Origin of the sequence: Gilliamella sp. ESL0441 (assembly GCF_019469185.1) — a bacterium.
GTDB lineage: Bacteria > Pseudomonadota > Gammaproteobacteria > Enterobacterales > Orbaceae > Gilliamella.
This window is the reverse complement of sequence record NZ_CP048264.1, coordinates 2,249,442-2,272,623: the sequence shown is the minus strand read 5'-3', so window position 1 is coordinate 2,272,623 and position 23,182 is coordinate 2,249,442. Positions and strand designations below refer to the sequence as shown.

At 31.1% G+C, this 23,182-nt stretch carries 25 protein-coding genes; 8 read left to right on the top strand and 17 right to left on the bottom strand.

The window, feature by feature from the left end; genetic code table 11:
* Positions 1-76: 76 nt before the first annotated feature.
* The 9 genes from GYM75_RS10100 to GYM75_RS10060 all read right to left on the bottom strand — a co-directional run bounded on the left by GYM75_RS10100 (position 77) and on the right by GYM75_RS10060 (position 8,103).
* Positions 77-913, bottom strand: coding sequence for a hypothetical protein (locus tag GYM75_RS10100; protein ID WP_220215833.1), 837 nt, complete (start codon positions 911-913; stop codon positions 77-79).
* Between the two features lie 17 nt (positions 914-930).
* The gene (locus tag GYM75_RS10095) at positions 931-1,746 is read right to left on the bottom strand and encodes a hypothetical protein (protein ID WP_220215832.1); all 816 of its coding nucleotides are present in this window, start codon (positions 1,744-1,746) and stop codon (positions 931-933) included.
* 39 nt (positions 1,747-1,785) lie between these two features.
* A complete protein-coding gene (locus tag GYM75_RS10090) occupies positions 1,786-2,601 on the bottom strand; it encodes a hypothetical protein (RefSeq protein ID WP_220215831.1) in 816 nt (271 codons plus the stop codon).
* An 8-nt stretch (positions 2,602-2,609) separates the two neighbouring features.
* Positions 2,610-4,124 carry a hypothetical protein gene (locus GYM75_RS10085; RefSeq protein WP_220215830.1) on the bottom strand — a complete coding sequence of 505 codons (1,515 nt, stop codon included), beginning with the start codon at positions 4,122-4,124 and terminating at the stop codon, positions 2,610-2,612.
* A gap of 25 nt (positions 4,125-4,149) precedes the next feature.
* Positions 4,150-5,958 (bottom strand): type VI secretion system Vgr family protein, encoded by a 1,809-nt coding sequence (locus GYM75_RS10080; protein ID WP_220215829.1) that lies wholly within the window; start codon positions 5,956-5,958, stop codon positions 4,150-4,152.
* Positions 5,959-6,015: 57 nt separating this feature from the next.
* Positions 6,016-6,411: a type VI secretion system tube protein TssD gene (gene tssD, locus GYM75_RS10075; protein ID WP_220215828.1), complete on the bottom strand. Its 396-nt coding sequence runs from the start codon at positions 6,409-6,411 to the stop codon at positions 6,016-6,018.
* Positions 6,412-6,645: 234 nt separating this feature from the next.
* A complete protein-coding gene (locus tag GYM75_RS10070) occupies positions 6,646-7,020 on the bottom strand; it encodes a hypothetical protein (RefSeq protein ID WP_220215827.1) in 375 nt (124 codons plus the stop codon).
* A complete protein-coding gene (locus GYM75_RS10065) occupies positions 7,013-7,714 on the bottom strand; it encodes a protein mobD (protein WP_220215826.1) in 702 nt (233 codons plus the stop codon). The genes GYM75_RS10070 and GYM75_RS10065 overlap by 8 nt, the downstream gene beginning before the upstream one ends.
* An 11-nt stretch (positions 7,715-7,725) precedes the next feature.
* Positions 7,726-8,103 carry a hypothetical protein gene (locus GYM75_RS10060; protein ID WP_220215825.1) on the bottom strand — a complete coding sequence of 126 codons (378 nt, stop codon included), beginning with the start codon at positions 8,101-8,103 and terminating at the stop codon, positions 7,726-7,728.
* Positions 8,104-8,444: 341 nt separating this feature from the next.
* Between GYM75_RS10060 and mobA the strand changes: the two genes are divergently transcribed.
* From mobA to icmT, 6 genes are all read left to right on the top strand, one after another.
* Entirely contained in the window at positions 8,445-8,720 is a 276-nt protein-coding gene (gene mobA, locus GYM75_RS10055) for a plasmid mobilization protein MobA (protein ID WP_220215824.1), read from the top strand.
* Between the two features lie 22 nt (positions 8,721-8,742).
* Complete coding sequence (traI, locus tag GYM75_RS10050) at positions 8,743-10,125, top strand: TraI/MobA(P) family conjugative relaxase (RefSeq protein WP_220215823.1); 1,383 nt, start codon at positions 8,743-8,745, stop codon at positions 10,123-10,125.
* 62 nt (positions 10,126-10,187) lie between these two features.
* The gene (locus GYM75_RS10045; protein WP_220215822.1) at positions 10,188-10,664 is read left to right on the top strand and encodes a DotD/TraH family lipoprotein; all 477 of its coding nucleotides are present in this window, start codon (positions 10,188-10,190) and stop codon (positions 10,662-10,664) included.
* Positions 10,665-10,677: 13 nt separating this feature from the next.
* Positions 10,678-11,448, top strand: coding sequence for a type IV secretory system conjugative DNA transfer family protein (locus GYM75_RS10040; protein WP_220215821.1), 771 nt, complete (start codon positions 10,678-10,680; stop codon positions 11,446-11,448).
* A gap of 6 nt (positions 11,449-11,454) precedes the next feature.
* Complete coding sequence (traJ, locus tag GYM75_RS10035; protein ID WP_220215820.1) at positions 11,455-12,606, top strand: plasmid transfer ATPase TraJ; 1,152 nt, start codon at positions 11,455-11,457, stop codon at positions 12,604-12,606.
* The gene (icmT, locus tag GYM75_RS12445; protein ID WP_370632118.1) at positions 12,572-12,880 is read left to right on the top strand and encodes an IcmT/TraK family protein; all 309 of its coding nucleotides are present in this window, start codon (positions 12,572-12,574) and stop codon (positions 12,878-12,880) included. Before traJ ends, icmT begins: the two co-directional genes overlap by 35 nt.
* Before the next feature lie 31 nt (positions 12,881-12,911).
* On the opposite strand, the gene GYM75_RS10025 is transcribed toward icmT, so the two are convergent.
* Genes GYM75_RS10025 through GYM75_RS10015 form a run of 3 tightly spaced genes read right to left on the bottom strand, consistent with a single transcriptional unit; the run spans position 12,912 to position 14,574 of the window.
* Positions 12,912-13,346, bottom strand: coding sequence for a hypothetical protein (locus GYM75_RS10025; protein ID WP_220215818.1), 435 nt, complete (start codon positions 13,344-13,346; stop codon positions 12,912-12,914).
* Positions 13,343-13,927, bottom strand: coding sequence for a hypothetical protein (locus GYM75_RS10020; protein WP_220215817.1), 585 nt, complete (start codon positions 13,925-13,927; stop codon positions 13,343-13,345). The genes GYM75_RS10025 and GYM75_RS10020 overlap by 4 nt, the downstream gene beginning before the upstream one ends.
* A 23-nt stretch (positions 13,928-13,950) precedes the next feature.
* Complete coding sequence (locus tag GYM75_RS10015) at positions 13,951-14,574, bottom strand: LPD7 domain-containing protein (RefSeq protein WP_220215816.1); 624 nt, start codon at positions 14,572-14,574, stop codon at positions 13,951-13,953.
* A 446-nt stretch (positions 14,575-15,020) separates the two neighbouring features.
* On the opposite strand from GYM75_RS10015, the gene GYM75_RS10010 reads away from it, so the two are divergent.
* Complete coding sequence (locus GYM75_RS10010) at positions 15,021-15,497, top strand: helix-turn-helix domain-containing protein (protein WP_220215815.1); 477 nt, start codon at positions 15,021-15,023, stop codon at positions 15,495-15,497.
* A 348-nt stretch (positions 15,498-15,845) separates the two neighbouring features.
* Here GYM75_RS10010 and GYM75_RS10005 read toward each other — a convergent pair whose 3' ends face one another.
* From GYM75_RS10005 to GYM75_RS09990, 4 genes are all read right to left on the bottom strand, one after another.
* Positions 15,846-17,636 carry a TraM recognition domain-containing protein gene (locus tag GYM75_RS10005; protein ID WP_220215814.1) on the bottom strand — a complete coding sequence of 597 codons (1,791 nt, stop codon included), beginning with the start codon at positions 17,634-17,636 and terminating at the stop codon, positions 15,846-15,848.
* Between the two features lie 451 nt (positions 17,637-18,087).
* On the bottom strand, positions 18,088-19,383 hold the full coding sequence (gene dnaG / locus GYM75_RS10000) for a DNA primase (RefSeq protein WP_220215813.1): 1,296 nt from the start codon (positions 19,381-19,383) through the stop codon (positions 18,088-18,090).
* The gene (locus GYM75_RS09995; RefSeq protein WP_220215812.1) at positions 19,373-20,245 is read right to left on the bottom strand and encodes a thioredoxin fold domain-containing protein; all 873 of its coding nucleotides are present in this window, start codon (positions 20,243-20,245) and stop codon (positions 19,373-19,375) included. Before GYM75_RS09995 ends, dnaG begins: the two co-directional genes overlap by 11 nt.
* A 25-nt stretch (positions 20,246-20,270) precedes the next feature.
* Complete coding sequence (locus tag GYM75_RS09990; protein WP_220215811.1) at positions 20,271-21,356, bottom strand: hypothetical protein; 1,086 nt, start codon at positions 21,354-21,356, stop codon at positions 20,271-20,273.
* Positions 21,357-21,545: 189 nt separating this feature from the next.
* Between GYM75_RS09990 and GYM75_RS09985 the strand changes: the two genes are divergently transcribed.
* A complete protein-coding gene (locus tag GYM75_RS09985; protein ID WP_220215810.1) occupies positions 21,546-21,890 on the top strand; it encodes a hypothetical protein in 345 nt (114 codons plus the stop codon).
* Here the strand turns inward: GYM75_RS09985 and GYM75_RS09980 are convergent.
* Entirely contained in the window at positions 21,877-23,154 is a 1,278-nt protein-coding gene (locus tag GYM75_RS09980; protein ID WP_220215809.1) for a hypothetical protein, read from the bottom strand. The genes GYM75_RS09985 and GYM75_RS09980 overlap by 14 nt on opposite strands.
* Positions 23,155-23,182 lie beyond the last annotated feature (28 nt).

Genomic DNA, 23,182 nt, shown 5'->3' with positions numbered 1-23,182 from the left:
ATTAATTCTTAATCTTCTTTACATTTACATTACTGTTCTATTATATAGCTTTATTACATAAATTTGGTTACCTTCCTTATTGGCTGTATGATTCGAAAATCTTCTTTTCTTCCAAAATTTCCGGTCCCATCACTTTACTGCCATACCAGTATAATTTTTTTTCTATGATTTTTATAGTTCCCCATTTTTCATTAAATGTATAATACCGAGCGGTTACGTACAAACCTTTTTTTTCTCCTTCTGTTTCTAAATAACTATTCAATTCAACGTAATCTTCTATCGTTACCTTTCCATTACTGCCGTCTATATAAAAGGTTCGATCTTTAACTATAGCTCCGTCTCGATAAATGGAATCTTTTTCTATTATGGGATAATACACAGTATACAAAGGTTTAATATCTTTCTTAGGAGAAGTTAGATGTTTGGCAACAAAAATTCCTTCTATTCTAACGCTTAAATCAATGCCGTATAAGGATTTCATTTTTTGTATCAAATCCTCTACCGTAAAAGAATACAGATAATCACAATTAATCACATTTTTGCGATTACCATTTTCATAAAAAGATACAAAATCCCCAATATCAAAGCCGTAAAATCGTTTAACCGTTGTAAATAATTTTCCATTAGGATCATATCTTCTTACAACGCTATATGAACTATTTTCTTGACTAATTACTTCTCTGATATAATGATCTGGCTCTATGTGTTGATATATAAGAATATTATTATTTAAATAATAGATATAACTATCTCTATTAGTGTTTTTGATTTTTTCTTTGAATGTTTTTATATCAAATGTTTTTGTTAAGAGGTCAAAATCTTTGATAGATTGAGAGTAACTGGAGGGTATCATAGATATGATTAAAATTAGGGTTATAAGTAACTTTTTAATATATAATTTTAAAAACTGCATAAATTTGGTCACCTTCCTTATTGGCTGTATGATTCGAAAATCTTTTTTTCTTCCACAATGTCCGTTATATAGCCCATCCTATTGTTAATGTATAATTTCTTTTCCGTGATTTTTTTGGGTCCCCATTTTTCGTTGAATTCATAGTACCTAGCGGTTATGTACAAACCTTTTTTTTCTCCTTCTGTTTCTAAATAACTATTCAATTCAACGTAATCTTCTATCGTTACTTTTCCATTACTGCCGTCTATATAAAAGGTTCGATCTTTAACTATAGCTCCGTCCCGTATAATGGAATCTTTTTCAATTATGGGATAATGCACAGTATACAAAGGTTTAATATCATCTTTAGGAGAAGTAAGATTTTTTCTAACTGTAATTCCTTTTATTCTAACGCTTAAATCAATGCCGTATAAGGATTTCATTTTTTGTATCAAATCCTCTACCGTAAAAGAATACAGATAATCACAATTAATCACATTTTTGCGATTACCATTTTCATAAAAAGATACAAAATCCCCAATATCAAAGCCGTAAAATTGTCTAACCGTTGTAAATAATTTTCCATTAGGATAATATCTTCTTACAACGCTATATGGATTTTCCTTTTGACTGATAACTTCTCTAATAAAATTATCTCCTTCGTCATATTGATAAACGTGAATATTATTATTTAAATCATAAGCATAACTATCTCTATTGGTGTTTTTGATTTTTTCTTTAAAAGTATTTAAATCAAACGTTTTGGTATAAAGGTCAAAATCTTTCATGGATTGAGAGTAGACGGGAGCTGTCATAGATATGATTAAAATTAAGGTTATAAGTAACTTTTTCATGATTTTATTTTAAAAACAGCATAAATTTGATTGCCTTCCTTATTGGCTGTATGATTCGAAAATCTTCTTTTCTTCCAAAATTTCCAGTGAATATTTTTTACCATATTTGAAGTATAATTTTTTTTCAGTGATTTTTTTAGGTCTCCATTTTTCGTTGAATTCATAATACCGAGCGGTTACGTACAAACCTTTTTTTTCTCCTTCTGTTTCTGAATAACTATTCAATTCAACGTAATCTTCTATCGTTACCTTTCCATTACTGCCGTCTATATAAAAGGTTCGATCTTGAACTATAGCGCCGTCCCGTTTAATGGAATCTTTTTCTATTATGGGATAATACACGGTATACAAAGGTTCAATATTTTTCTTTGCCGTAGTATGAGCTTTACTTACTGATATTCCTTCAGTAATAACGTTTAAATCAATCCCGTATAAGGATTTCATTTTTTGGATTAAATCGTCTACCGTAAAAGAATACAGATAGTCATAATTAATACCTTCTTCACGATTACCGTTTTTATCATAAACATCTAAATTTCCGATATTAAAGTCGTAAAATTTTCTAACCGTTGTAAATAATTTTCCATTAGGATAATATCTTCTTACAACGCTATAAGGACTTCCTTCTTGATCAATAACTTCACTGATATAATGATCTGGTTGTACGTGTTGATAAACACAAATATTATTATCTAAATAATAGATATAACTATCTCTATTGGAGGTTTTGATTTTTTCTTTGAAAGTTTTTAAGTCAAACGTTTTTGTATAGAGGTCAAAATCTTTCATGGATTGAGAGTAGACGGGAGCTGTCATAGATATGATTAAAATTAAGGTTATAAGTAACTTTTTCATGATTTTTTTTAAATTTTTTGGCGAATTATATCCCACTGCCATTTATAAAGAAAATTCCTTTCTGAAACATAGTCCATTGTATTACAGGTTGAATATATTTTAAACATAAATCTTTGGTTTTCAAGACTAAAATGTATATTAAAATTAGCTTCATAAAAAGTATGAAATAATCCAAGAGAATGAAATACTTCATGCACGGGTGTATCACCATAAGATGAGCGTTTTGTTAATCCATCTTTAAAATTTTTATTTCTAAAAATAAAGCTTCTTTTTGTTCCCAGAATTGTATCACCACCTGAAGATGGCTTACTTAACCCCCAAAAATATATAACGATATCGTCATTTTTAATTTCTTTGCTAATCAGACTGTCTAATAATGTTTGATAATTCTTTCTATTTGGTGAATTACGAATTATAGAGCCTTTTTTATCAATATATGTTGTGCCTGATTTAAACCTTAAATCATTAGTCAAGTCTAAAAATTCACTTCCATCCGTTGCTTTATATAATCTGATTTCAGGTTCTATATAGGCTTGATTAAACATATAGTGGAAACGCTGAATTTGATCTTTATAAAATTCTCCTTGTTGTACCACTTTTCCTTGTGTATTATCAACATCCGTTTGTAATTGAACGGCTAAAATGTTTACTTTTTTTCGATGGTTGGCTGAATTGGGCAATACCTTAATAACTCCTGCTAATTCTTTCGTAAATTCTCGCACTACTATATTTTTTTTATTGCTTCCTTTCGGATAGGCATAGACCCGTATTTCTTGTTCTGTATCAAAATCTTTCAGACAGGTTATTTTTAAGTTACAACTGTGTTTAGTGGGTTGGCATTTTTTTATTTCTAAAGGTGTTTCAAGAGAATGTTTAAAGAGACTGGTATCATATTCAAATTTCCATTGATCAATATCTTTTTCAATTTCAACGATCATGGATAAATAAGCTTCATAAACAGGTTTATATTCGGACGTTATACTATCCACATATTCCTTTGAATACAAAGTCATATAAGGGACATAATATGTCCATTCTTCGCTTTCCCACCCCTTAGTTATTGCTTTTTGCGTTCGATAAGCAATGAAATGCTTTTTATATTCCTTGCATAAGGCTTCATATTGATCTCTAGCGGTTTTATATTGTTTATAAGCTCCGTTCTCACTGTAATATCCTGTTTGCTTATCAAGAGGGAGACTATCAAAAAAGGACTTTTCATCTTTAAAAACTGAATTTTTTTTCCGAAAAAAATCAAAGCCGAATTGTCCTTGATATTTCATTTTTTTTAATTCCCCCGTAGTAGAAAGACTTGAAGGATCAGGTCCTTCTCCGGGCAAAAATTCTATGCAAGCCAAAGGTAACGGGATTTCTCTATCAGGATGTAGTATTGACTTGCCAAATATTATTTCACTTGCTCTTGTTATTACTTCATCTGCCGAATCAATTATGTCGCCTATAGCGAAATTTTTAATTTCTCCATTGGCAGTACGGCGTAAAATTCCACCAACTTTTATATGTAGCATAACTTTTGTTTTTGGGATTCAATTTTTAATGTAAATTGGATTTATTAATACTGTTATTTCTAACCTCTTTTTGTGAATTATTTATAATATTGCCTACACTTTGATTTTCTATCTTACTGTAGCTGTTAGAAATCATATCCTTATCGGTATGCATGGATAAATCGCCTTGAACATCAATATCGGCAGTTCCGGCAATGGTATATTGAGTTGAACCTAAAACTTTTGTTTTATGGTTACCGCCTACACTCAAATTATTATTTTTGATTATATTAAAATTAACATTTTCACCAACCGTAATTGTAAGATTTTTTATTACGTTCAAAGTAACGTTACCGTCGCCCTCAAACTTTATAAAACTGCCTGCTGCATCCTCTTCCAAAATACTTCCTTCGGCATCATTGACAATTCGTTTAGTTCCACTTCGGGTTTGAAATACTTTCAAATCATTATTTTTAGTATGAAACCCGCTTTTATGACTTCCACTGTATAGACTACCTAGAACGATAGGAGCTTCGGCATTATGACCGAGAAAATCCACCAATACTATATGTCCGATTTCTGGGATAACATGCGCTCCTTGTCCACCCCCCGAATGTCCTTGCATTAAAGGAATCCACAAGGTACTTTCATGTTCTTGTTGCCAATAAAAGCGAATTTTTAGTCGGTTTAAAGATTCGGGGTCGTTATTGTCAACCACAATCGCAATTTGATTATCGATATGTGGATATGCATTTTCATCTAAATAAGGAGCTATTTTTTGCTCAAAAGGAATACCTTTACAATGATTGGTATATCCTTCATCGGTAAAGCTGTGTTCGATTTCTGTGATACGATAGCTTTCGATGGGTTGAAGTTTATTTTTTTCTTTAGTCCATGCATTCATTTGCATGGTATCGCCTAAACGGAGATGAGGATTATCGGTTTTAGTTGTGGCTATAATAGTGGATTCATGACTTAGTTTTTTACGCTGTACGGCTCTTTCTAATTGTTGAGCATCCCCATAGAATAAATCGGGAGCAGAATAACCCGTTTGCGGTTGTATGGAGTATTTTTCAGAAGCTCGAACTGATTTGACATGAAAAAGATTTTTTTGATCGGGATAGAACAGTTGATTTGATTCTTCTTTTATAACCTTATCATTACGTAAATCATATCGTTGACGGATAAAATGTTGAGGTTTACTGATTACGTTTAAGGAATATTCTTGAAAATCTTCTCCTTCGGATATTTCAGTTCTTAGTTGATTACCTTTTCCGAAAACAAAATATTCTCCATTATGATACATATATTCACCGTATCGCTTGGCTAATCGTTTTAAAAATTGAAAATCGGTTTCGTTATAGCATACTGTATAAGGCAGGTTTTCCGTTGTTTCGGGAGATATAAGTACCTGTAAGCGATTATCTTTATATTTATCGGTAACCGCTGTTACAATTTCTTTCAGAGATTTATTAACAAAGGTTTGACAATTTATGTTCTTATCCATAAGGTGTGTAGCAGCTTCACCGGTCAAAAGTATATAAGGATATCCATCCTGAACACGATGCTCAACCCCCGTAATAACACCTTGAAATATCGCTGTAGTTTCTTTAAATCGAATCAAATGCACGGAAAAATAGGAATAGTGCAGGTTTTGGCTATTGATAAGAGGATAACTGTTTTTTTCGCTAAAGGTTTCACTTGGACATAATATTTCGAAATAATTATGGGTTAGTAACTTTTGCTTGATTTTTACTTGTATATGATTTTCTCGTGATATTTCCACTCCATTAACAGTAACTTTTGCATAGGTTTTGAAGGATTCACCTAAAGTAGAGCTACGATATATATTCATAGGATGATTTTTTTTGGGATTAGTTTGACTTTAAATAATTATGAGATCTTCCAGTTTTTAGATCTTCCAGCTTTTTTCATAAGTTGCTTTAGAATTAAATTTCAGTGTACGTGCTGAAATTGTTAAATCTATTTTCATGGGAGAAGAATTTTCTGAATTAAAGATTTCTTTAAAATCAAGACAGTAAGCTTTTTTAAATTCAATATCATAAAGCTTACTCATTCCATCTCGACGATAAAAAATGATTTTACCGTCTTTAGTTTTGTCTTCCGATAAAACCCATTCAACAAAATCAGTTTTACCGTTGCTTTCTATACTCAAATTTATTTCTCCACCCGATGTTTCACCTGTTGGTTTTGAGGTACTATCCGTTTTTTTGTGGAAAAAATAATCGCATTCTAATATTGTATAAGTTACTCCGTCCAATTCTAATTTAGCTAAAAATGATGACATAAAATTTTTTTTAATTAAGATTATTTTTAAATAATGATCACATAGTTTATATGTAATCATAAAAATAAAATTTCAACATAAAAGAACCTTCAAAATTGATAGAAACTTGAGTTATCTATATGATTACACATAAATATTTTGCTAATATATTAAATTATTTATTAATACATATAAAATAAAGCAAAAATTAGTCTGGGTAATTTGATTTTTTAGTAATTTTCAATTTTATATGTATTAACTTAAACAAAAACGCAGAATAGCTACTGTTGTACAAACCAGCAAACTGTTGATTAAAGAAAATATCAAAACGTTTTTTGCAGTATATCCCTTATGACCCAATTTTGAGTCAAACTTTTTATTGCGTTGAATTTCTAATTTTACTTCTTCTTTTATAATCATGTGCATTTCACTAATCAGATGATTAATCTGATTAGTGATTATTTCGGGATATTGTTTAAATGAATAGTCATAGTATTCTAATATTAAAATGACAGTCCAAATAGCATCGTTATTTTGAATATCTAAGATTTCCTTAATTTTTTGCAGTCGAGCAGCTTCTTGTTCTGTTACTGTTCGTCCGATCAGCTTTTCAAATGCACTTTTATCCATGTTCTATAATCTCTTGAATCATTTGATGAGCTATTTTTTGCCATCTAATCAATTCTGCTTTATTGCCTAAAGGCATTTTTTTCATAGCTTGACTGATTGATAATCTTGAAGAATACAGTTCATCCGCCACCCTGTCCGCCAGTTCCGGAAATGATAGAGTTAGTCCGCCTAATTTCTCATTTTCCAATCGTAACTTTGAATTATTGTACAATTCAAACTTATCATCTTTACCAAAATAATTATTACGAATAGTGTGTAAGATATGGTTGTCACTATAAGGCAAAACCTTTAGATATTGTTTCAAAATTTCTAAACAATCTCTTTGCCGGTTAATTACCCATAGAGTTATCATTTTTCTGTTTAACTGAGGTAATGTTTCATTTAAAATATTGCCGTATTGTTCAATAGATAGATTATTTCGTGCTGCTGTATTTATGACTAGATTATAGTCGGGTGATTCATCGGCAATGTTAATTAAATCGATCCAACCGTCGGCGTTATCTAAATTTAATAAAATACTGTCAATTTCCTCCTCGTGACGATGACTTTTATAGACATCGGGATTGGATGTATCTGTTTCTATAAATTTTATTTTTTCTTTATTTTCTTTTAATTTATCCAGTAAGGTCACAGTTACACAGCTTTTACCGGTTCCACCCTTACCGCATCCAATTAAATATATTGGTTTATTCATTTGATTTTCTCTTAAATATCGTCACTGTCATCGTAAATGGTGAAATGACTTTCTTTTTTATTTATTATCGGTTTATTGAGTGCAGGAAGGGGAGAGATAGAACGCTTATTTGTCTTTTGAGTTTTTTTTAAACGCTTGGGTTCTACATTATGTGTTTTAACTTCTTTACTGTATTTGATTAGAGTGTTTAAACTAATATTAAATCCATTCTCTTTTAGTATTTTATGAATTTGTTCATAAGTATACCCTTTTTTTAGTAGGTTTTGTAATGCAGGTTCAAGTTTTTGTACGGCTGTTTTTAATGTAATGATTCGTTTTTCGGGAGGTAAGGGGGGCGAGGAAAGTAATCGTTTTTTTATCACATCAATATCAGATAACGTATATTTCACATAAATAGATCCTCTTGAAAATATCCGTCCATTTATATTACAAAATATTTTACAATTGTCAAATGCGTTCATTTGATATATTGTAAAAAATGATACTATTCATACTTAGTAAATCTCTTTTCTTTCTTCCTTCTTTATCCCCTTTTGGTGTTAAAAAAATACCTTTTTTCACCTGTTCTCTATAACGGCAAGGTAGTGTTTGTCTGACACGGTTACCACCGAATCAGTCAACCGCAAAGCATCCAGTCATTAACATTCCCTACGCATTGCTACAACCTTGTTCAGGGGCTAAGCCCCCGACACCCCCATAACAGTATCTAATAAAAAGAGTGTAAGGATTTATGAAAAAAACCAGTCGAATATGTGCCCGTTGTTATCCAGAAGAAGAAACGATAATTAAAGAAAAAGCAAGTTTAGCAGGTTTAACCGTTAGTCAATATTTGATTACTTGCGCTATGAATAAAAAGATTTTTATTAAAACCGACCATAAGATGATCGACACGTTAAATAAATTGGGCGGTCTGCAAAAACACCTTTTTTATCAAGGCAGCGATCCTGTTTATTATGAAAAAATTATGAAAGAAATTATTGAAACAATCAAAAAGATTACGGATTAATCTTATGACGTGAAGGAAAAAAATGATCGCAAAAGTACCCCCTAAAAGGAAAAAATCAAATGTAAAAAAATTGATTAATTACATTACCATTAGAGAAAATTTACATCCCGATTCAAAGGATTCTGAAATTATTTTTTCGAATGAACATCGTACCGTTATAAATTTTCATGGCGTGATGTGTGAACATAACGGATTATCGTTAGAGACCTTAAAAATGGAAATGGAAGCAACCTCAAAACACAATCCTAAAGTAAAAGATTCAACGTATCATTTTATTTTAAGTTGGTCGCCAAATGAAAATCCCACCGATGAACAAGCATTAGAATGCGCACGCTATGCGCTTAAAAATTTAGGTTTACAGGGACATCAATATATTTCAGCCATTCACCATGATACTGATCATAAACACATCCATGTTGTGGTTAATAGAATTCATCCGACAACCTATAAATGTATATCCGTTTTTCGGGATTATTTTACCTTAGATCGTACCATGCGTGAGTTGGAAATTAAATTTGGTTGGAATCACAGTAACGGAGCGTATCAAGTTTCCGAAATTAATAATGAAAAGATAATACATTTATCCAGTGTTAAAAAATCTTTTAGCGATAAAATACCCAGCCGTATTAAATGTAAGGAAATTTACAATGATGAAGAAAGTTTATTAATTTTTGCTCGTAATGAGCCGAAAAAAGAATTTTTAAAATTATTGAAAAATAAAAATAGTACGTGGCAACATTTACATAAAATGTTTGCTAACTATAATCTCGAAATTGTTGAAAAAGGGGCAGGATTGGCTATTGTGGATAAATCAACACAAATTGGTATTAAAGCCAGCAGTGTACATGAAAAATTATCTAAAAAAAGGCTTACTCAATGGTTGGGAGATTTTATGCCTTATGCTTTTTCCGAAGAAAAAAATTCTGTTGTTCAATCCTATCACCCCTTCAAATCGGTACGAGATAAAAATATCAGAGAATCACAACGAATAAAAAGAGCGGTAGAGCGAGAAAAGCTTAAACAAAGATATCGACAGTACCGAGCAAATTTCCATGCACAAGAACATATAAATTATGATTATTATCACTCTTTATTTAAGCGGTTAAGCCAAAAAATGAAACAAAGAAGAATTAGAATTTGGCAGAATGTACAAGACTTAGATTTAAGAAAAGCCATGTACAGCCTACTAGTATTAGAAAGAGCAAAAGAACGGTTACGGATTAAAATTTTATTTGAAGAAGAGAAAGCCAGAATCAAAGCCAATCCATTAAATCGAAAAATGAATTATCAAGAATGGGTTTATCAACAAGCAGAACAAGGCGATAAAACGGCTGTTTCACAGCTTAGAGGATGGCATTATGCAGAATTGAAGAAAAATAATAATAATAAAAAAACCGTTAGTTAGAAGATCTTATTTATTTTTAGTTTTTTGTGCGATATACTGCCACAGCTTTATAAGGAGAACATATGAAGATATTAAAATCTAAATTGATCCTTACTTCACTTTCTACACTTTTCATCACCTCTATTCTCACAGGATGTGCCAACCCAAAAACTAAGTTTTCAGAAATTAACGAGATTGATGTATTGTTGCTCGATGCAACGCAACGAGTAAAAAAAGCTCAACAAGAATTATTTGAAAGCAAGGCATTAAAAGATCCAGGCATAAAAGATTTAAAAACAAACTCAAACAGAGCTAAAAATGAAGTCAAGTATACCTATATTTGGAAAGGGGATGCTTTACAATTACTCAAAAAAATATCAATCAATAAAGGCGTTAAATTTATAAGTACAGGTATACAGGTTTCTTTACCTATCTCACTTCGTGCCGAAAATGTGACGTTCGACGAATTGATTTCATTAATTCAAAGTCAAATTAATTACCGTGCTTTAATAGTTCACAATCCTTCATTACTAATACTTGACTATAATAATCCACGTTAAAAGGTGTTAAAAAGTGTTTAAAAAAGTTAGCTTATTGACCGTTCTCTTTTTATCTCCTATTTCACTTTATTCATTTGCTTCAACGTCAACCCCTGTTCAATCTGAAAATTTTGAACCTGCCCATGAATCGATTACTCAATTACGAGAACAAATGTTGCGTGAAGCATCCTATTCAGTCGGTTTTAAACAAGGCATGGCGCATAAATCCAAACGAATTATTCACGCATTGGAACAGAGAGAACATAATTTGGATGATATTTTCCAATTCTCAACTCTAATCAGTAAAGAAGGTGTATTACCGCCTGTTATTGTTCATGCTCAAAACAGTTTGTCTGTATCATCGGATCAACTCCGTACAGCTTCCGAAATTTACTCAATCGTTAAACCCGAACGTTTCATTAGTACACCGCCGACATGGAGAGACTATTTATTTGTAGGCTTGAATACTAATTCTGACGGCGATATTTTTCCTGAAGCCGTGAAGCCCACGACTAAGCCGGAACGTGAACTATGGACACGAATTTTACGTGAGGGATTTAAAGACGGCGAACAGCAAGCATTTGCCATAATTGAGGAAAATTTTAATAGAATTGTCCGTGAATATATAGGAATGCTTCGTTATAAATCCTTACTTCAAAAACGAATGGTAGTACCGTTTGAGACTGAAAAGTTAATAGATAAGGTCAATGCAGAGCCGAAAAAACTTATTATTGACGATAAATTACAACGTTTAACTAAAGAAGCTGTATTTGACAGTAATTTCAAAAATTGGTTAAAGGAGTAACAAAGGATGAGTTTTGAGCTATTTAATTTTAATGGCGATTTCTCACCGTTAAAATTTAAGAAATTCTTCAAATATTGTCATGATAATTATGTATCTGATATTACTATTCAAGGGGGAGATTATATATGGGTTGAAATTTTCGGGCGACAAATTCAAGCAACGCCCCACATTATTCAACAAGCACAAATGCCGATCATTGTATCGGCTATTTGGTCTACTGATATAAACAGTTATATACGTTCGGGCAAAGGGGCTGACAGATCCTTAGAAATTTCGGGCGAAGAAATAGATGTACCCCGTTGGAAGCCTATCCGTTTTAGATGTAATTTTATTCAAGGACAAGTAGCACATATTAATGAAGCCTACAGTATTACGATGCGTATTATACCAAATACGCTGCCAGACTTAGCTAAATTAAATATTGAAAATGATTTATTTAATTCTTTTTACCCGTCTATGGGACTGGTTTTAGTTTGCGGCCCGACAGGGTCGGGCAAAACAACTTTGTTAGCAGGGATTTATGCTCATGTAGGTAAATATATGCCGGACAGAAAAGTGGTAACGTATGAAGATCCTGTTGAGTTTATTTTGGGAGGTACACACTGGAAAGGTGTTCAACCCTCTCAATCGCAGATTGGTAAAGATATTGAGAACTTCGCTTTAGGGTTGAGAAATGCTATGCGCAGAAAACCCAGTATTATCGGTATAGGTGAAGCTCGTGACTTAGAAACCATAGACGCAATGTTGGAAGCTTCCTTATCGGGACATCTTACCTTTGCAACGATTCATGCACATTCTGTATCAGAAACTATTAATAGAATTATTCAAGTTTATCCGCCTGCTTCGCATTCATCCATTGCATCCCGATTACTTGGAACATTACAAGTCATCGTTGTTCAACGTCTTTTAAAAACATTGGACGGGAAACGATGTGCCATACGTGAATATCTGATTTTTGATCGAGAATTAAAAAATAAATTACAGCAAGAAAGTTTTGAAAAATGGGCATTTATTATCAGAAATTTATTAGAGACGAAGCATTTAACGTTAATCGATAAAGCATACGGTTTATTGAAAAATAATATTATTGATAAACAGGAGTTTATCACTATCGCAGGATCTAATGAATTTACTAAACGGCAAGGAGGAAAATATTAAAAAAAAATGTATATGGCGACATGCATCCAAAACGCCAAAACTTATGGGTATACCCTGTATTAGCTATATTTCATTATTTGCTTGGCTGCTTCATATGCGTATGTGGACGTTTTTATTATCGTTGATAATTCTGATATGTTCGGCACTACTTGCAAAGTTCGGGATAACGTTATCGGTATTTATTCGCCAAATACAACATTATTTGAGGGGATCTCGTGTAACAGGTCGCCCGTGGTGGTACAGAAATCGTTTTAGAGGGGATTTTAAATACTAATTAAAAAAGAGGTTAAATAACCTCTTTTTTTTTATCTCCAAAAAGTTTTCCAATTTGAATTATTCTTTTTTGAATCTTCAATAATTGAATTACTATTTGTTTTAATTGAATTAAGTGAATGATCTAAAGGAAGTATATTTTCTGATTTGAATTTATTGTTATTGATAATATCAATGGCTTTATCTCTCACGATTTTACATGTTTTTTCTAAAACTTTTTGATAAACTCCTGTTAAATTTGGAAATTGTGGCATAGTTGGAATCGAAACGATTCCATCAATGCATTTGCTTAATGTATCTACTGCCTTTTCTGATCTTTTGGTTTCAGTTTCAATTTTTTCATTTTCTTTTTTTAATGCAATATCTCTCCCTTGAGAAGCCATAGTCGCACTGGGACATTGTGCAGATAATACTGACAATGAGTAAAAACCAGCAAATGAGATTAAAATTATCTTTTTTAAAATCACGGTTTAGGTCTTCTCTTTTTCTTTTCCGCAGTTTTTGCCTGATTTTCCTGCTTTTCTTCTGTATGAGTGGTATCTTGCGTTTTATGCTCTTGGGCTAATTTTTCAAAAATTTTTGAAGAATAACTTAAAGGACGTTCTTTTTTCAGTTCTTTGAAACCGAGTTTGTGTGTCAATTCTTCGTTTAAATCAGCCACTAATCGACCGAATATTGTATAATTTTCATTATTTTTGTTTATAAGAGAAAATACCATTTGATCATAATATACAGGTTCATTATCCTGACGATTATTTATGGCATTCCCAAAACCTAATTCCTTTTCAAATTTTACGGTACCGTCTCCAACGTCACTGATTTCATAAATGGATAAAAAATTTTGCTTTTCTTTATCTTTAGGTTCTCGTATTGTTGCTCTAATGGGAATCCTTTCTGAATCTCTCATAACCCACCCATCTAAAACGTTTATTTCTTCTTTTCCTTTATCTAAAAATAATTCTAATATTGCTTGATATTTTTTTGTGTCCGGATCTTTAGTCATACATCTGAAAATGAGTTGTAAATCGTCATTTGTTTGGTCGCTCATAATATCTCCTTACTTTTAATTAGTTATAATGCAGCTTTTGCTTTTTTTGTTTTTTTTGCTTTTTTGTTCATTGATGAAGGGTATTGTCTGTGTATAAAACCGTTGCCGTATATTTCCTCTAAGTTCTCTTTAGGCGTTAAGGGTTGTGTTCCATTGATTTCATCTTTTATTTGTTGAAATTTTTTTGCCTGAATGGGATTACTTAGATTGACTTCAATCTGATTTTTAATCATTGTTTCCATAACTTTTTTTTGAAATTCTTCATTACCCGTAATTTCAAAACTATTATGGAATTTCTCTTTAGCAAATAATAAAGTAGCTAATAATGCTTCTTCTTCGGTATTGCTCGAATGAAATTTAATATAATCATGTTGATCGGTAAAAATTTCTCCTTTTCCTTCTAAACTGTATACAACCCAGCCTTTGTTAGTAATTTTGCACGATAATTTTTCAAAGATTTGATAAAAATTTTCATTTTTACTTTCTTTTTTTTCCTTCTCCTTTTCTTCCTTTTGGTTTTGGACATTCAAAGGATCTGAAGATGCTACAGTTAAATCGGGTTGCTCTTCGGTTGATTCAAGGGGGGTAGTGAAGTGCTTCATGCTTGAGACAAAGCCATTAAAATTTAATAAGTTTGCTATATTCATATATATCTCATATAAGGAAAAATTAATTTGAATATAAAATAGGTGATGATGGGAAAAAGGGAGAGATAAAGGATTAATGTATTATGATTGATGAACTATTACTACCGGTTTTATAGTATATCTTAAATATTCATAATTATCTAATAGTTTACTAAAAAACTTTATCAAATAGGGTAAAGATCCTTTTGAATAATTTATATCTCTTATATATTTAAATGAATTCATAAGAAATTTTTTGAATCATGCATAATTTTCACTTGTATTTTACAAGTAAATGCTTGTATTTTACAAGTATTATGCTTGTATTTTACAAGTATCATGCTTGTATTTTTCATGTATCACGCTTGTATAGTACAAGTATCACGCTTGTAAAATACAAGTATTACGCTTGTATATTACAAGTAATAAAATTTCGTATGTATCTGATTTATTGTTAATTTTGACACATGATAAATGAAAAAGTAAATATTAATAAAACTCATCTTGGTCGTAATATTAAAAAAATAAGGGTATGTAAGAATATAAGTCAAGATTATCTTGCTGAAAAAATGTTTACAACTCAACAATTTATTTCTCAATTGGAACAAAAAGCATATATAGATGATGAGACATTAAAAAAGTTAGCAATTATACTTGATACACCAGTTAACACAATTAAAGAAATGGTAGATGATTCACCAATCTACTACTATAACACGCTTCACGATAATGCCACTCTAAACGGAGCAAATTCAAATAATGAAAATATTACGTATCGTATTCATACTCATTCGATAGATAAATTTATTGAGGTTTATGAAAGGCAGATTAAGGATATGAAAAATTTATTTGATCAACAAATGGAAAAAATGGAAAATTTATATAAATGTATGTTAAATGAAAAAGATGAAACAATCAAAAAATTAAATGAAAAAGTAAAATAATTTAAAATATATTCAAAATGAATAACTAATAGTTGCTCTTTTATTTATAGGATAATCATAGATATTATTTTTTCAATAATGGTGATTTAGATTAATATAGTAAATTATTAACTTGTGGTAATTTATCTATAGTAGTTAGTTTAGTTAAGACCCAGTGAATAAACTGGGTTTTTACAAAAAATTTAACCTTTTAAAATTTACGTTTGTTATAAGATAAAAAACCATTAGTCAAATCAAGATGTGATTATTATTAATTAACCAAAACCCAGTTTTTTTAAACTGGGTTTTGGGGTATGTGTAAACATTTTAACCCTCTTAAATTTATTTTTACAATGGTATAGTAATTTATTAGTCTTCATCAAGTAGGGATGAATGGATCTTTTCTTCTCCGTTTTCTTCAAATTCTTTTAAGTATTTTTTTACTGTTTCAAAATAAACTATTCCTTGATACTCAATAGAAATAGTATTGCAAGCCTCAATTTTTTTCATGGTTTTAACCAACTCCGTTAATATTTTATCATTTAAACGTGGAAGCGTTCTTTTTTTATCTATTAAACAGGAAAAAAGCTGTTTATTTTCTCGTTTTTCCGAATTTTTCAAACTATGCTTGGGTAATCGATGCATTGACGGTCTTTCAATTTGTAAGAATCGATTGATTTTCATCGTTAATTTACTGGTTTTTTTGTCATCATCGGGAATATAAAAAGAGTTACACGGTACAACCGCATCTTTAAAAATTATGAGACCTTCACCCGAATTTAACTTTTTCAGTTCTGATAAAGTTATACGTTCCTTTTTTTCATAGTTAATATCACTCTTAGCTTTAAACGATCTTGAAAATAAACCGCCAGTTTCCGAATTTCCGGCAAGAACGCTGTAATAACTTTCGCCTCCTGCTTTTTTTATTAATTCGTAGGTATCTTGTGGATCTTCTAATGCTAACGTCCATTTAATTTTTGTATTAGCTAACATAGATGCCGATTCATCCGCAGCTTCACCCTTTTTCAGTCCTTGCACATCTTGGGCTGCTGCAACCAACATAAAGCCCAATGAACGGGCTTGAGCAAACATAACGGCTATCCCTTCTGCAAAATAATAGGCAAGCTCATCGCAAATGATTATGGAAGGATGAGGAGAATTAGTGGCTTTCGATTCCAAAACATCCGCTTTATTGCCTTCTAATTGATACCCTAAATTTTGAGCCATCATTAAACGAATGGATGAGATATACAGCTTACCTAAAGCTGCTGCTTCTGAAGAAGATTTTTCCATTGAAGGGATCATTACCACTAATAACCGATTATTTAACAATACATCCAACATATCGATTTCAGGATATTTGTCCGAAAAAATAAACCCGTAGGTATCCATAAGCATAGATAAAATTCTTGAAAATTGCCCCGTTAGATATCCATGTTGGTTAAAAACTTCAGGATCCCATTGTGTCGGGTCTTCTGCCAAATCAGGATTAAAACCGGGCAAGCCTGTTTCAAAATAAGCTTTAATTGGCAAAAATGCTAATTCAGGTATTTTTCCTGCTTTTCCGTCTAAATAAAATGTGACTAAGTTTTGTAAGGATAAATAGTGCCTAATAACTCCTATTGAAATATCGATTTCTCCTTTAGCTCTCAAATATGCCAAAGTACGTAATAAGGCATCGATCATATTCAATGCTTTTTGTTGCCATTGCGCCCCGTCTCCGCCTGCTTTAGGCAAAAGTGAAGCCATGAGTTGTAACAGAAAATCTGCACTTCCTTCGGCAAAACTATTCATGGAATTAGATTGATAATTTATGCCCGATACTTTTCCTTTTTCCTTATCTGCTATAACTTGAAAAGGATCGCTACCCCCCGTTAAGTAATTTAAGACTAAAAAATCATCTTCACGTCCGAATCGTCTGCTTAATGACCACAGGCAGAACCCTAAATTATTATCGGCTTTTCCGTCACCATAACAAGCACCTGCACCCCATAATATGGCATTTGTAAAAATTGACATAAGTGTTTCGGATTTACCCGAACCTGTAGTGCCAGCCAAAAACATATGGGTACGAGCATCCGAGTTAGTAATCCATAATTCTTGTCCTTGTTTTTCGTTAATGGAACGAAGATAGCCGAGGTATAAAATACCTTCGGCCATCCTTAATTTTCGTACGATTCGATTTTTTTTTATTAATCCGAATAAAAAATTTTCTTCTTTTATAGATTCATAATAATCACTAGGATCCAGTACCTTTAAATCTTTAGGTATTCGCAAGGGTAAGGTAAATTTTTGATCTGTGAAACTAACGGTTAAAAATAATATTAACAAACTCCAAAACAGCCATAAAACTGGTAAATAAATTTCTAAACCTAATAGGATTATTAATAATATTTTAAAATGGGCAGGATAAAATATGAAATTTGATATTCTGACATTTAACGGTCTAATATCTCTTGTAATTCTGTCATGATTGATTTCTGAATAGGGATTAGTCATTTTATTTTTAAATTAGAATTAGTAAGAAATGAAATGAATAAATGTATTGGCAAGAATTGATAATTAATGCACCAAAAAAAGGATTCTTTTTTTGGTGCTGTTTTATATTAGATTAATCTAATTGTGTGTCGAACAGTTTTTCTAAATGACAGGTAAATGATTCTTTAAAATATTCTGCATTATTAATTTGCGACAAAATGGTTTTTGCTTTTTCAATTGCTCCTATTTTGTCTTGTTTCATTTCAGCAGTTATAAACTGAGTTAATATTTGACTGATAGAATGCTTATTTTTTAACAGATCTTTCCATGCACTTAATCCATGTTCATGAATATAAGTGGCAGGATCTTCTCCTTGAGGAAGATATACAAAATATACCATTTGATTGTCGTTCATTTCCGATATTGCCATGAACGCTGTATTTAATATAGCCTCTTTTCCTTTTTCATCCCCATCAAAAACAAAAATTAGATTATCTGCATATTTAAATAATTTCTGTATTTGTTCTTTATATATACTTGTACCCATCATACCAACGGCTCTGTTTTCGCCTCGTTGATGTAAGGCAATAACATCAAAGAAACCTTCTACAATAACGGCTGTATGATCATCCATAATATGTTTTTTGGCATTGAATAAACCATACAAAATTTTTCTTTTTTGAAAAAGGGGAGTTTCTCCAGTATTTAAATATTTTACAGAATTTTCTTTCCGATAGGTGCGACCTGCAAAACCTATAACCATTCCCAATTCATCTTGAATTGGTATGCAAATTCGATATCTTAATAAATCAATATTTTCAAGTGCATTTACCCTTGAACGTATAGCGATACCACTCTCAAGCAATTGTGATTCGCTAAAATGATTTCGTAACAGTTGTGTAATACCCGAGGTTACAATACCTAACTGAAATTGCTCTATCGAATCGGAAGTTAAATGTCGTTCGTTATATAAATAGCTCAAGGCTTCTGTTTCACGTTGCAACCTGTACCGATAGATATTCATAGCATTTTCCAAGATATCTATCAGTACATTACGTTCTAAATTGAAGTATTGTGTTTCTTTAGGTAACGGAATTTGATATTTTTCAGACAAAAATAAAATCGCTTCTTGAAATCCTAATTTTTCATGATGCATAACCCAATTGATAATACCGCCCTTAGCGTGACACTCATAGCAATAGTAGCGATTGTAATCGCTTGAAATGCTAAAGGAATTTTTAGCATCGGATTTTTCGGATTCGTGTTCATTTTCATGAAATGGACATGCTCCTTTATAATTTTGCCCATCTTTTAGTAATGTCATATTGTTTGAAACAAGATCTAATAATGAGATTTTAGTATTGAGTTCATCTAAAAATGTTTTATTAAAATATTGATATTTTGGTAACGAAGTAATCTTAATTGTCATAACTTTTCATCCATACTTTGATTGCCTGAGCTGTGTTTGGCATATTCTCAGACATTAGAATACCGTTTCCGTTAATAATGGTCGGTGTACCGGTAAATTCCATATTTTTAAAAAATATATTATTTTTTTGAATTATAGTGTTATTGCACGTCGGCAAAGTGTTGGAAGTGTTGGAAGTATTGAATGTATATTTTTGAGTTATGATATCGCTCCAACGGGAGCGATGCGTATTTTTAGGATAACAGAATATATCAGAAATTTCATTAATAATTGCATTTTTACTAATAACAGTAACAGGAAACAGGTAAATGGTATAGTTGTTCGCCAATTTTTCCAATTCATGTTGCAACTTTTGACAGTATGGGCATAAAGGATCTGAAAAAACATATAATACTCCTTCTTTTCCACTGGATATTTTTATACTGTTCGTTTCAGAGCCTATTTTTAATGCCTCCGCTAACTGCTCATGAAATGAGGTTTTTAAATTAATAACCTCTTTGTCTTGTGAAAAAGAATTAACAGGATTATTCTTAGTTACATTAATCAAGGAAGACAGAATAAGTATAAAGATTAATGGATAGACTACATATTTTAGTAATGCTTTTAATATTCTTTTAATTCGATTTTTGAACAAGTAATTTCGAATATATCTTTTGATTCGTTTTTCAATCTTTTTTGCTACTGATTCATTATGGAACTCGTCAATACTAATTGCTTTATAACCGTCAAATATGAAAATTGTGGTATTTACTCTATATATGGATATAAAATGTGAAAAAGGGACAATAGTAATTCGGGCGTTTTTGCCCGATTTAAATTGTAAGTATAAAATATTTTTTTCAATTTGAATGATATCGTTCAAAATTGTCTCCTGGTTCTTAAAAAAATTAAGTAATAAAACTTATTTTTTTTAAGTAGTTTTGTAATCCCATAACCGCATCTTCAATAGCCGGTTCTTCAAGTTTAATATTCCGTTCGAAAACGAATTCTTCCCATAAGGTTTGTGTGAATACCGCAGCAGATTCTATGAAAGGTGTTTTTCTTCCCGTGGTATTCAGTGCATAAAATAAACCTCTATCCATGCCTTTTAGCCACCGAAAATGAGAAGAGGGTAACTTGCCAACCTTTAATGCTTGTTTATGCATGGCATGTAATAATGTTCGAGAATAACTATGTTTTTCAATCCATTCTCCGATCTTGGGATGATTGGAAAATTTTTTAAAAACTTTATTAGTTAACGTTAGATCGGGATAGCCTCTTTTACCTTGCCATGAATTGAAATGACATGAACGATTCAACGCATCTAACAATTCTTGCGCTTGTTTTAATTCTGTTTTTTCTCCAAATATGCGAGTGGCAAAAATTGCAAAAAAAACTTTTTCTACATGGGTTAATTCATCTATGCTATTAATTTTTTTTCCTAGATCTTCAACAAAACATTTTTTGCAACGTTCTATATCTAAAAAACCATTGATAACCAGTTGATGTTTTACCGCCCATTCTTCAGGTGTTAAAGCGCTTTTATGTTCTTCGGGATCTACATTCAATAATAATGTTTCTTCATCTCCATAATACAAAGAAGGGATAATGGCAGGTGAATGATGTGCAATTATGTGAGGCAGGTTCTGAATATTAATTTTTCTTTGCGAGTAATTAGCAGGGTGCTTGTTAGCACGTCTCAAAGCATTTAAAGTTAATAATACGGGTATGATAACAAATAAATAACTAATCTTATTGAGATGTGAAATTAGCTGAGAGAAAGTGACTTGTCCGGCATTTTTATATAAAAATGCAGCTTCTTTTTTTAACTCTTTGAAGAATTCTAAAAAGGTAAGTCTATTTACAATATGATAAGAATAATAGGTACTTTGGGTTACAATTTCAAAATGGTATTTATTCCATAAAATATAAACTAACAGGAATAAGGTAAATAGTAATCCAATATATATCCATCCCATTTCGTTTTTTCTCATTTTTTCCATGCGCTACATCTTTTTTCTGCTAGATTTCATCGGTTTTAAATTTATTTGTTTATGTGTAGAAGGTAATATATGGGTTGAAGAAAGGAAAAAACAATACTAACTATACTTACATTAGCTTACAAATGTTATATCATAAGAAATAATTTAACAATATATATTTTTTAAAAAAAAGGAAAAAAGATGTTAGTTAGTAATTTAGAGTATATACCCGCTTATTATATTGAATACTGTGGTAAAAAAATCCCTTTTTTGGTTAGCTTGCTTTTTGTTGATGACAACAAACAAATTAAATTACCGCCTGTTGTCGAAAAATCTATTAATAAGGTTTGCGATATTACTTGTCGGGAAACCTTAGCATATATAAAAATAAGCGAGTTCAACAAACAAAAATTAGAGCATTGTTTTTTTGAATCGGATAAAAATAATGCCATTTTATTATTCCTTTGTTTTACCGTTGAACTCGCCGAAAATTTAATGTGTTATTTTAAGGAAAATTATACTATAACCTTGATCAAGAATGTCTAGGCTTTTTCTTTTTGGGTGCTTCTTTATGTGTTTTCTGAAGATCTTCTTGTGTCATAGTATATAAATCTTTATTGAAGAGTTTGAAATCTCTTTGTAAAATCTTTTTTACATCTGACGCTATCCCTGTAATGCCCCCATTATGTGTTAGAATTTTAATAGGGGTTCTATTTATACCAAATTCAGTTCTTACATCTGTATAAATTAAATTTTTCGAATCCTTAAAATATTCGTTTTCAATAAGATACAAATCCGTTGTATCTTTTTGATGTACAAAAGACTTTTCAAGATCAGTTAATTCTTTTTTTTCAATATTTTTTTGTAAAATAATTAAATCAAAATTATAAATATATTTTTCATATCCCATAAATGTATTTTGAGGCAAACGTATGGCTGATATTAAATTAGAATTTTCCATTAATATTCTTCGTGAATCATATAGACTAGGTTTATCCATGAGATCACTCAAACAGATATACGCAACTATTCCACCATTTTTAACACTTGCTAATCCTTTTTCAAAAAAATATGAATGTAAATTCGATTCATTTGAATCACAGATTGTCAGTAAATACTCGTCATATGGAGCGATTTCTTTGAAAGGAATGGTTGAAGCCGTTACATCAAATTTCATTTTTTCATGATCCAACGTTTCAAATGGTTGAAAAAGCAGTTCAAATTCACTTAGATAATGTTTTGCTATTTTCACCGTTAATGGGTCAGATTCCAAATTTACAAATTTATATGAATTTTCTGCTAATTTTTTAAATTCTTGAGCATAAATCCCCATTCCTGCCGAAGGGTCTAAAAAATTATTAATAGTAATTTTATTTTCTTGGAATACATCAACCATTGTTTGAACCAATTCAGGAGGGGTCGTGAATGAAAAATATCTATTACCGTCCATATAGCTAATATATATTTTACTCTCTGATATTGAATCTGAGTACTTTCTAATTATACCTCGTGTTTCCTCTAATATTTGCAACGCCTCACTTTTTAAATATAAATAATCTTCAGATTTTTCTTTCTCCATCTCATGCCGCTTGAAATCGCTTGTAAATGCAACTACCGGTGAATATGGACTAACAACCATAAAATTTTCTGGGAATAAGGCGCTTACACATGTATACCCCGAATATTTACCTAGAATAGTCCGTTCTTCTTCTGTTGCTTTTCTGTTTTCTTTATCTAATATAAACGCTGTTTCTATTGCTAATTTATTATCTTTAAGAATTTGTAATTTTTTTTCATTAATATAGTTCATTTTTTATCTCACTATAATTACATCTTTT

Bases quoted from the DNA above. Each gene is read 5' to 3' on its own strand.
- GYM75_RS10100 (WP_220215833.1), bottom strand. From the start codon at position 913: ATGCAGTTTTTAAAATTATATATTAAAAAGTTACTTATAACCCTAATT.
- GYM75_RS10095 (WP_220215832.1), bottom strand. From the start codon at position 1,746: ATGAAAAAGTTACTTATAACCTTAATTTTAATCATATCTATGACAGCT.
- GYM75_RS10090 (WP_220215831.1), bottom strand. From the start codon at position 2,601: ATGAAAAAGTTACTTATAACCTTAATTTTAATCATATCTATGACAGCT.
- GYM75_RS10085 (WP_220215830.1), bottom strand. From the start codon at position 4,124: ATGCTACATATAAAAGTTGGTGGAATTTTACGCCGTACTGCCAATGGA.
- GYM75_RS10080 (WP_220215829.1), bottom strand. From the start codon at position 5,958: ATGAATATATATCGTAGCTCTACTTTAGGTGAATCCTTCAAAACCTAT.
- tssD (WP_220215828.1), bottom strand. From the start codon at position 6,411: ATGTCATCATTTTTAGCTAAATTAGAATTGGACGGAGTAACTTATACA.
- GYM75_RS10070 (WP_220215827.1), bottom strand. From the start codon at position 7,020: ATGGATAAAAGTGCATTTGAAAAGCTGATCGGACGAACAGTAACAGAA.
- GYM75_RS10065 (WP_220215826.1), bottom strand. From the start codon at position 7,714: ATGAATAAACCAATATATTTAATTGGATGCGGTAAGGGTGGAACCGGT.
- mobA (WP_220215824.1), top strand. From the start codon at position 8,445: ATGAAAAAAACCAGTCGAATATGTGCCCGTTGTTATCCAGAAGAAGAA.
- traI (WP_220215823.1), top strand. From the start codon at position 8,743: ATGATCGCAAAAGTACCCCCTAAAAGGAAAAAATCAAATGTAAAAAAA.
- GYM75_RS10045 (WP_220215822.1), top strand. From the start codon at position 10,188: ATGAAGATATTAAAATCTAAATTGATCCTTACTTCACTTTCTACACTT.
- traJ (WP_220215820.1), top strand. From the start codon at position 11,455: ATGAGTTTTGAGCTATTTAATTTTAATGGCGATTTCTCACCGTTAAAA.
- icmT (WP_370632118.1), top strand. From the start codon at position 12,572: ATGAATTTACTAAACGGCAAGGAGGAAAATATTAAAAAAAAATGTATA.
- GYM75_RS10020 (WP_220215817.1), bottom strand. From the start codon at position 13,927: ATGAGCGACCAAACAAATGACGATTTACAACTCATTTTCAGATGTATG.
- GYM75_RS10015 (WP_220215816.1), bottom strand. From the start codon at position 14,574: ATGAATATAGCAAACTTATTAAATTTTAATGGCTTTGTCTCAAGCATG.
- GYM75_RS10010 (WP_220215815.1), top strand. From the start codon at position 15,021: ATGATAAATGAAAAAGTAAATATTAATAAAACTCATCTTGGTCGTAAT.
- GYM75_RS10005 (WP_220215814.1), bottom strand. From the start codon at position 17,636: ATGGCCGAAGGTATTTTATACCTCGGCTATCTTCGTTCCATTAACGAA.
- dnaG (WP_220215813.1), bottom strand. From the start codon at position 19,383: ATGACAATTAAGATTACTTCGTTACCAAAATATCAATATTTTAATAAA.
- GYM75_RS09990 (WP_220215811.1), bottom strand. From the start codon at position 21,356: ATGAGAAAAAACGAAATGGGATGGATATATATTGGATTACTATTTACC.
- GYM75_RS09985 (WP_220215810.1), top strand. From the start codon at position 21,546: ATGTTAGTTAGTAATTTAGAGTATATACCCGCTTATTATATTGAATAC.
- GYM75_RS09980 (WP_220215809.1), bottom strand. From the start codon at position 23,154: ATGAACTATATTAATGAAAAAAAATTACAAATTCTTAAAGATAATAAA.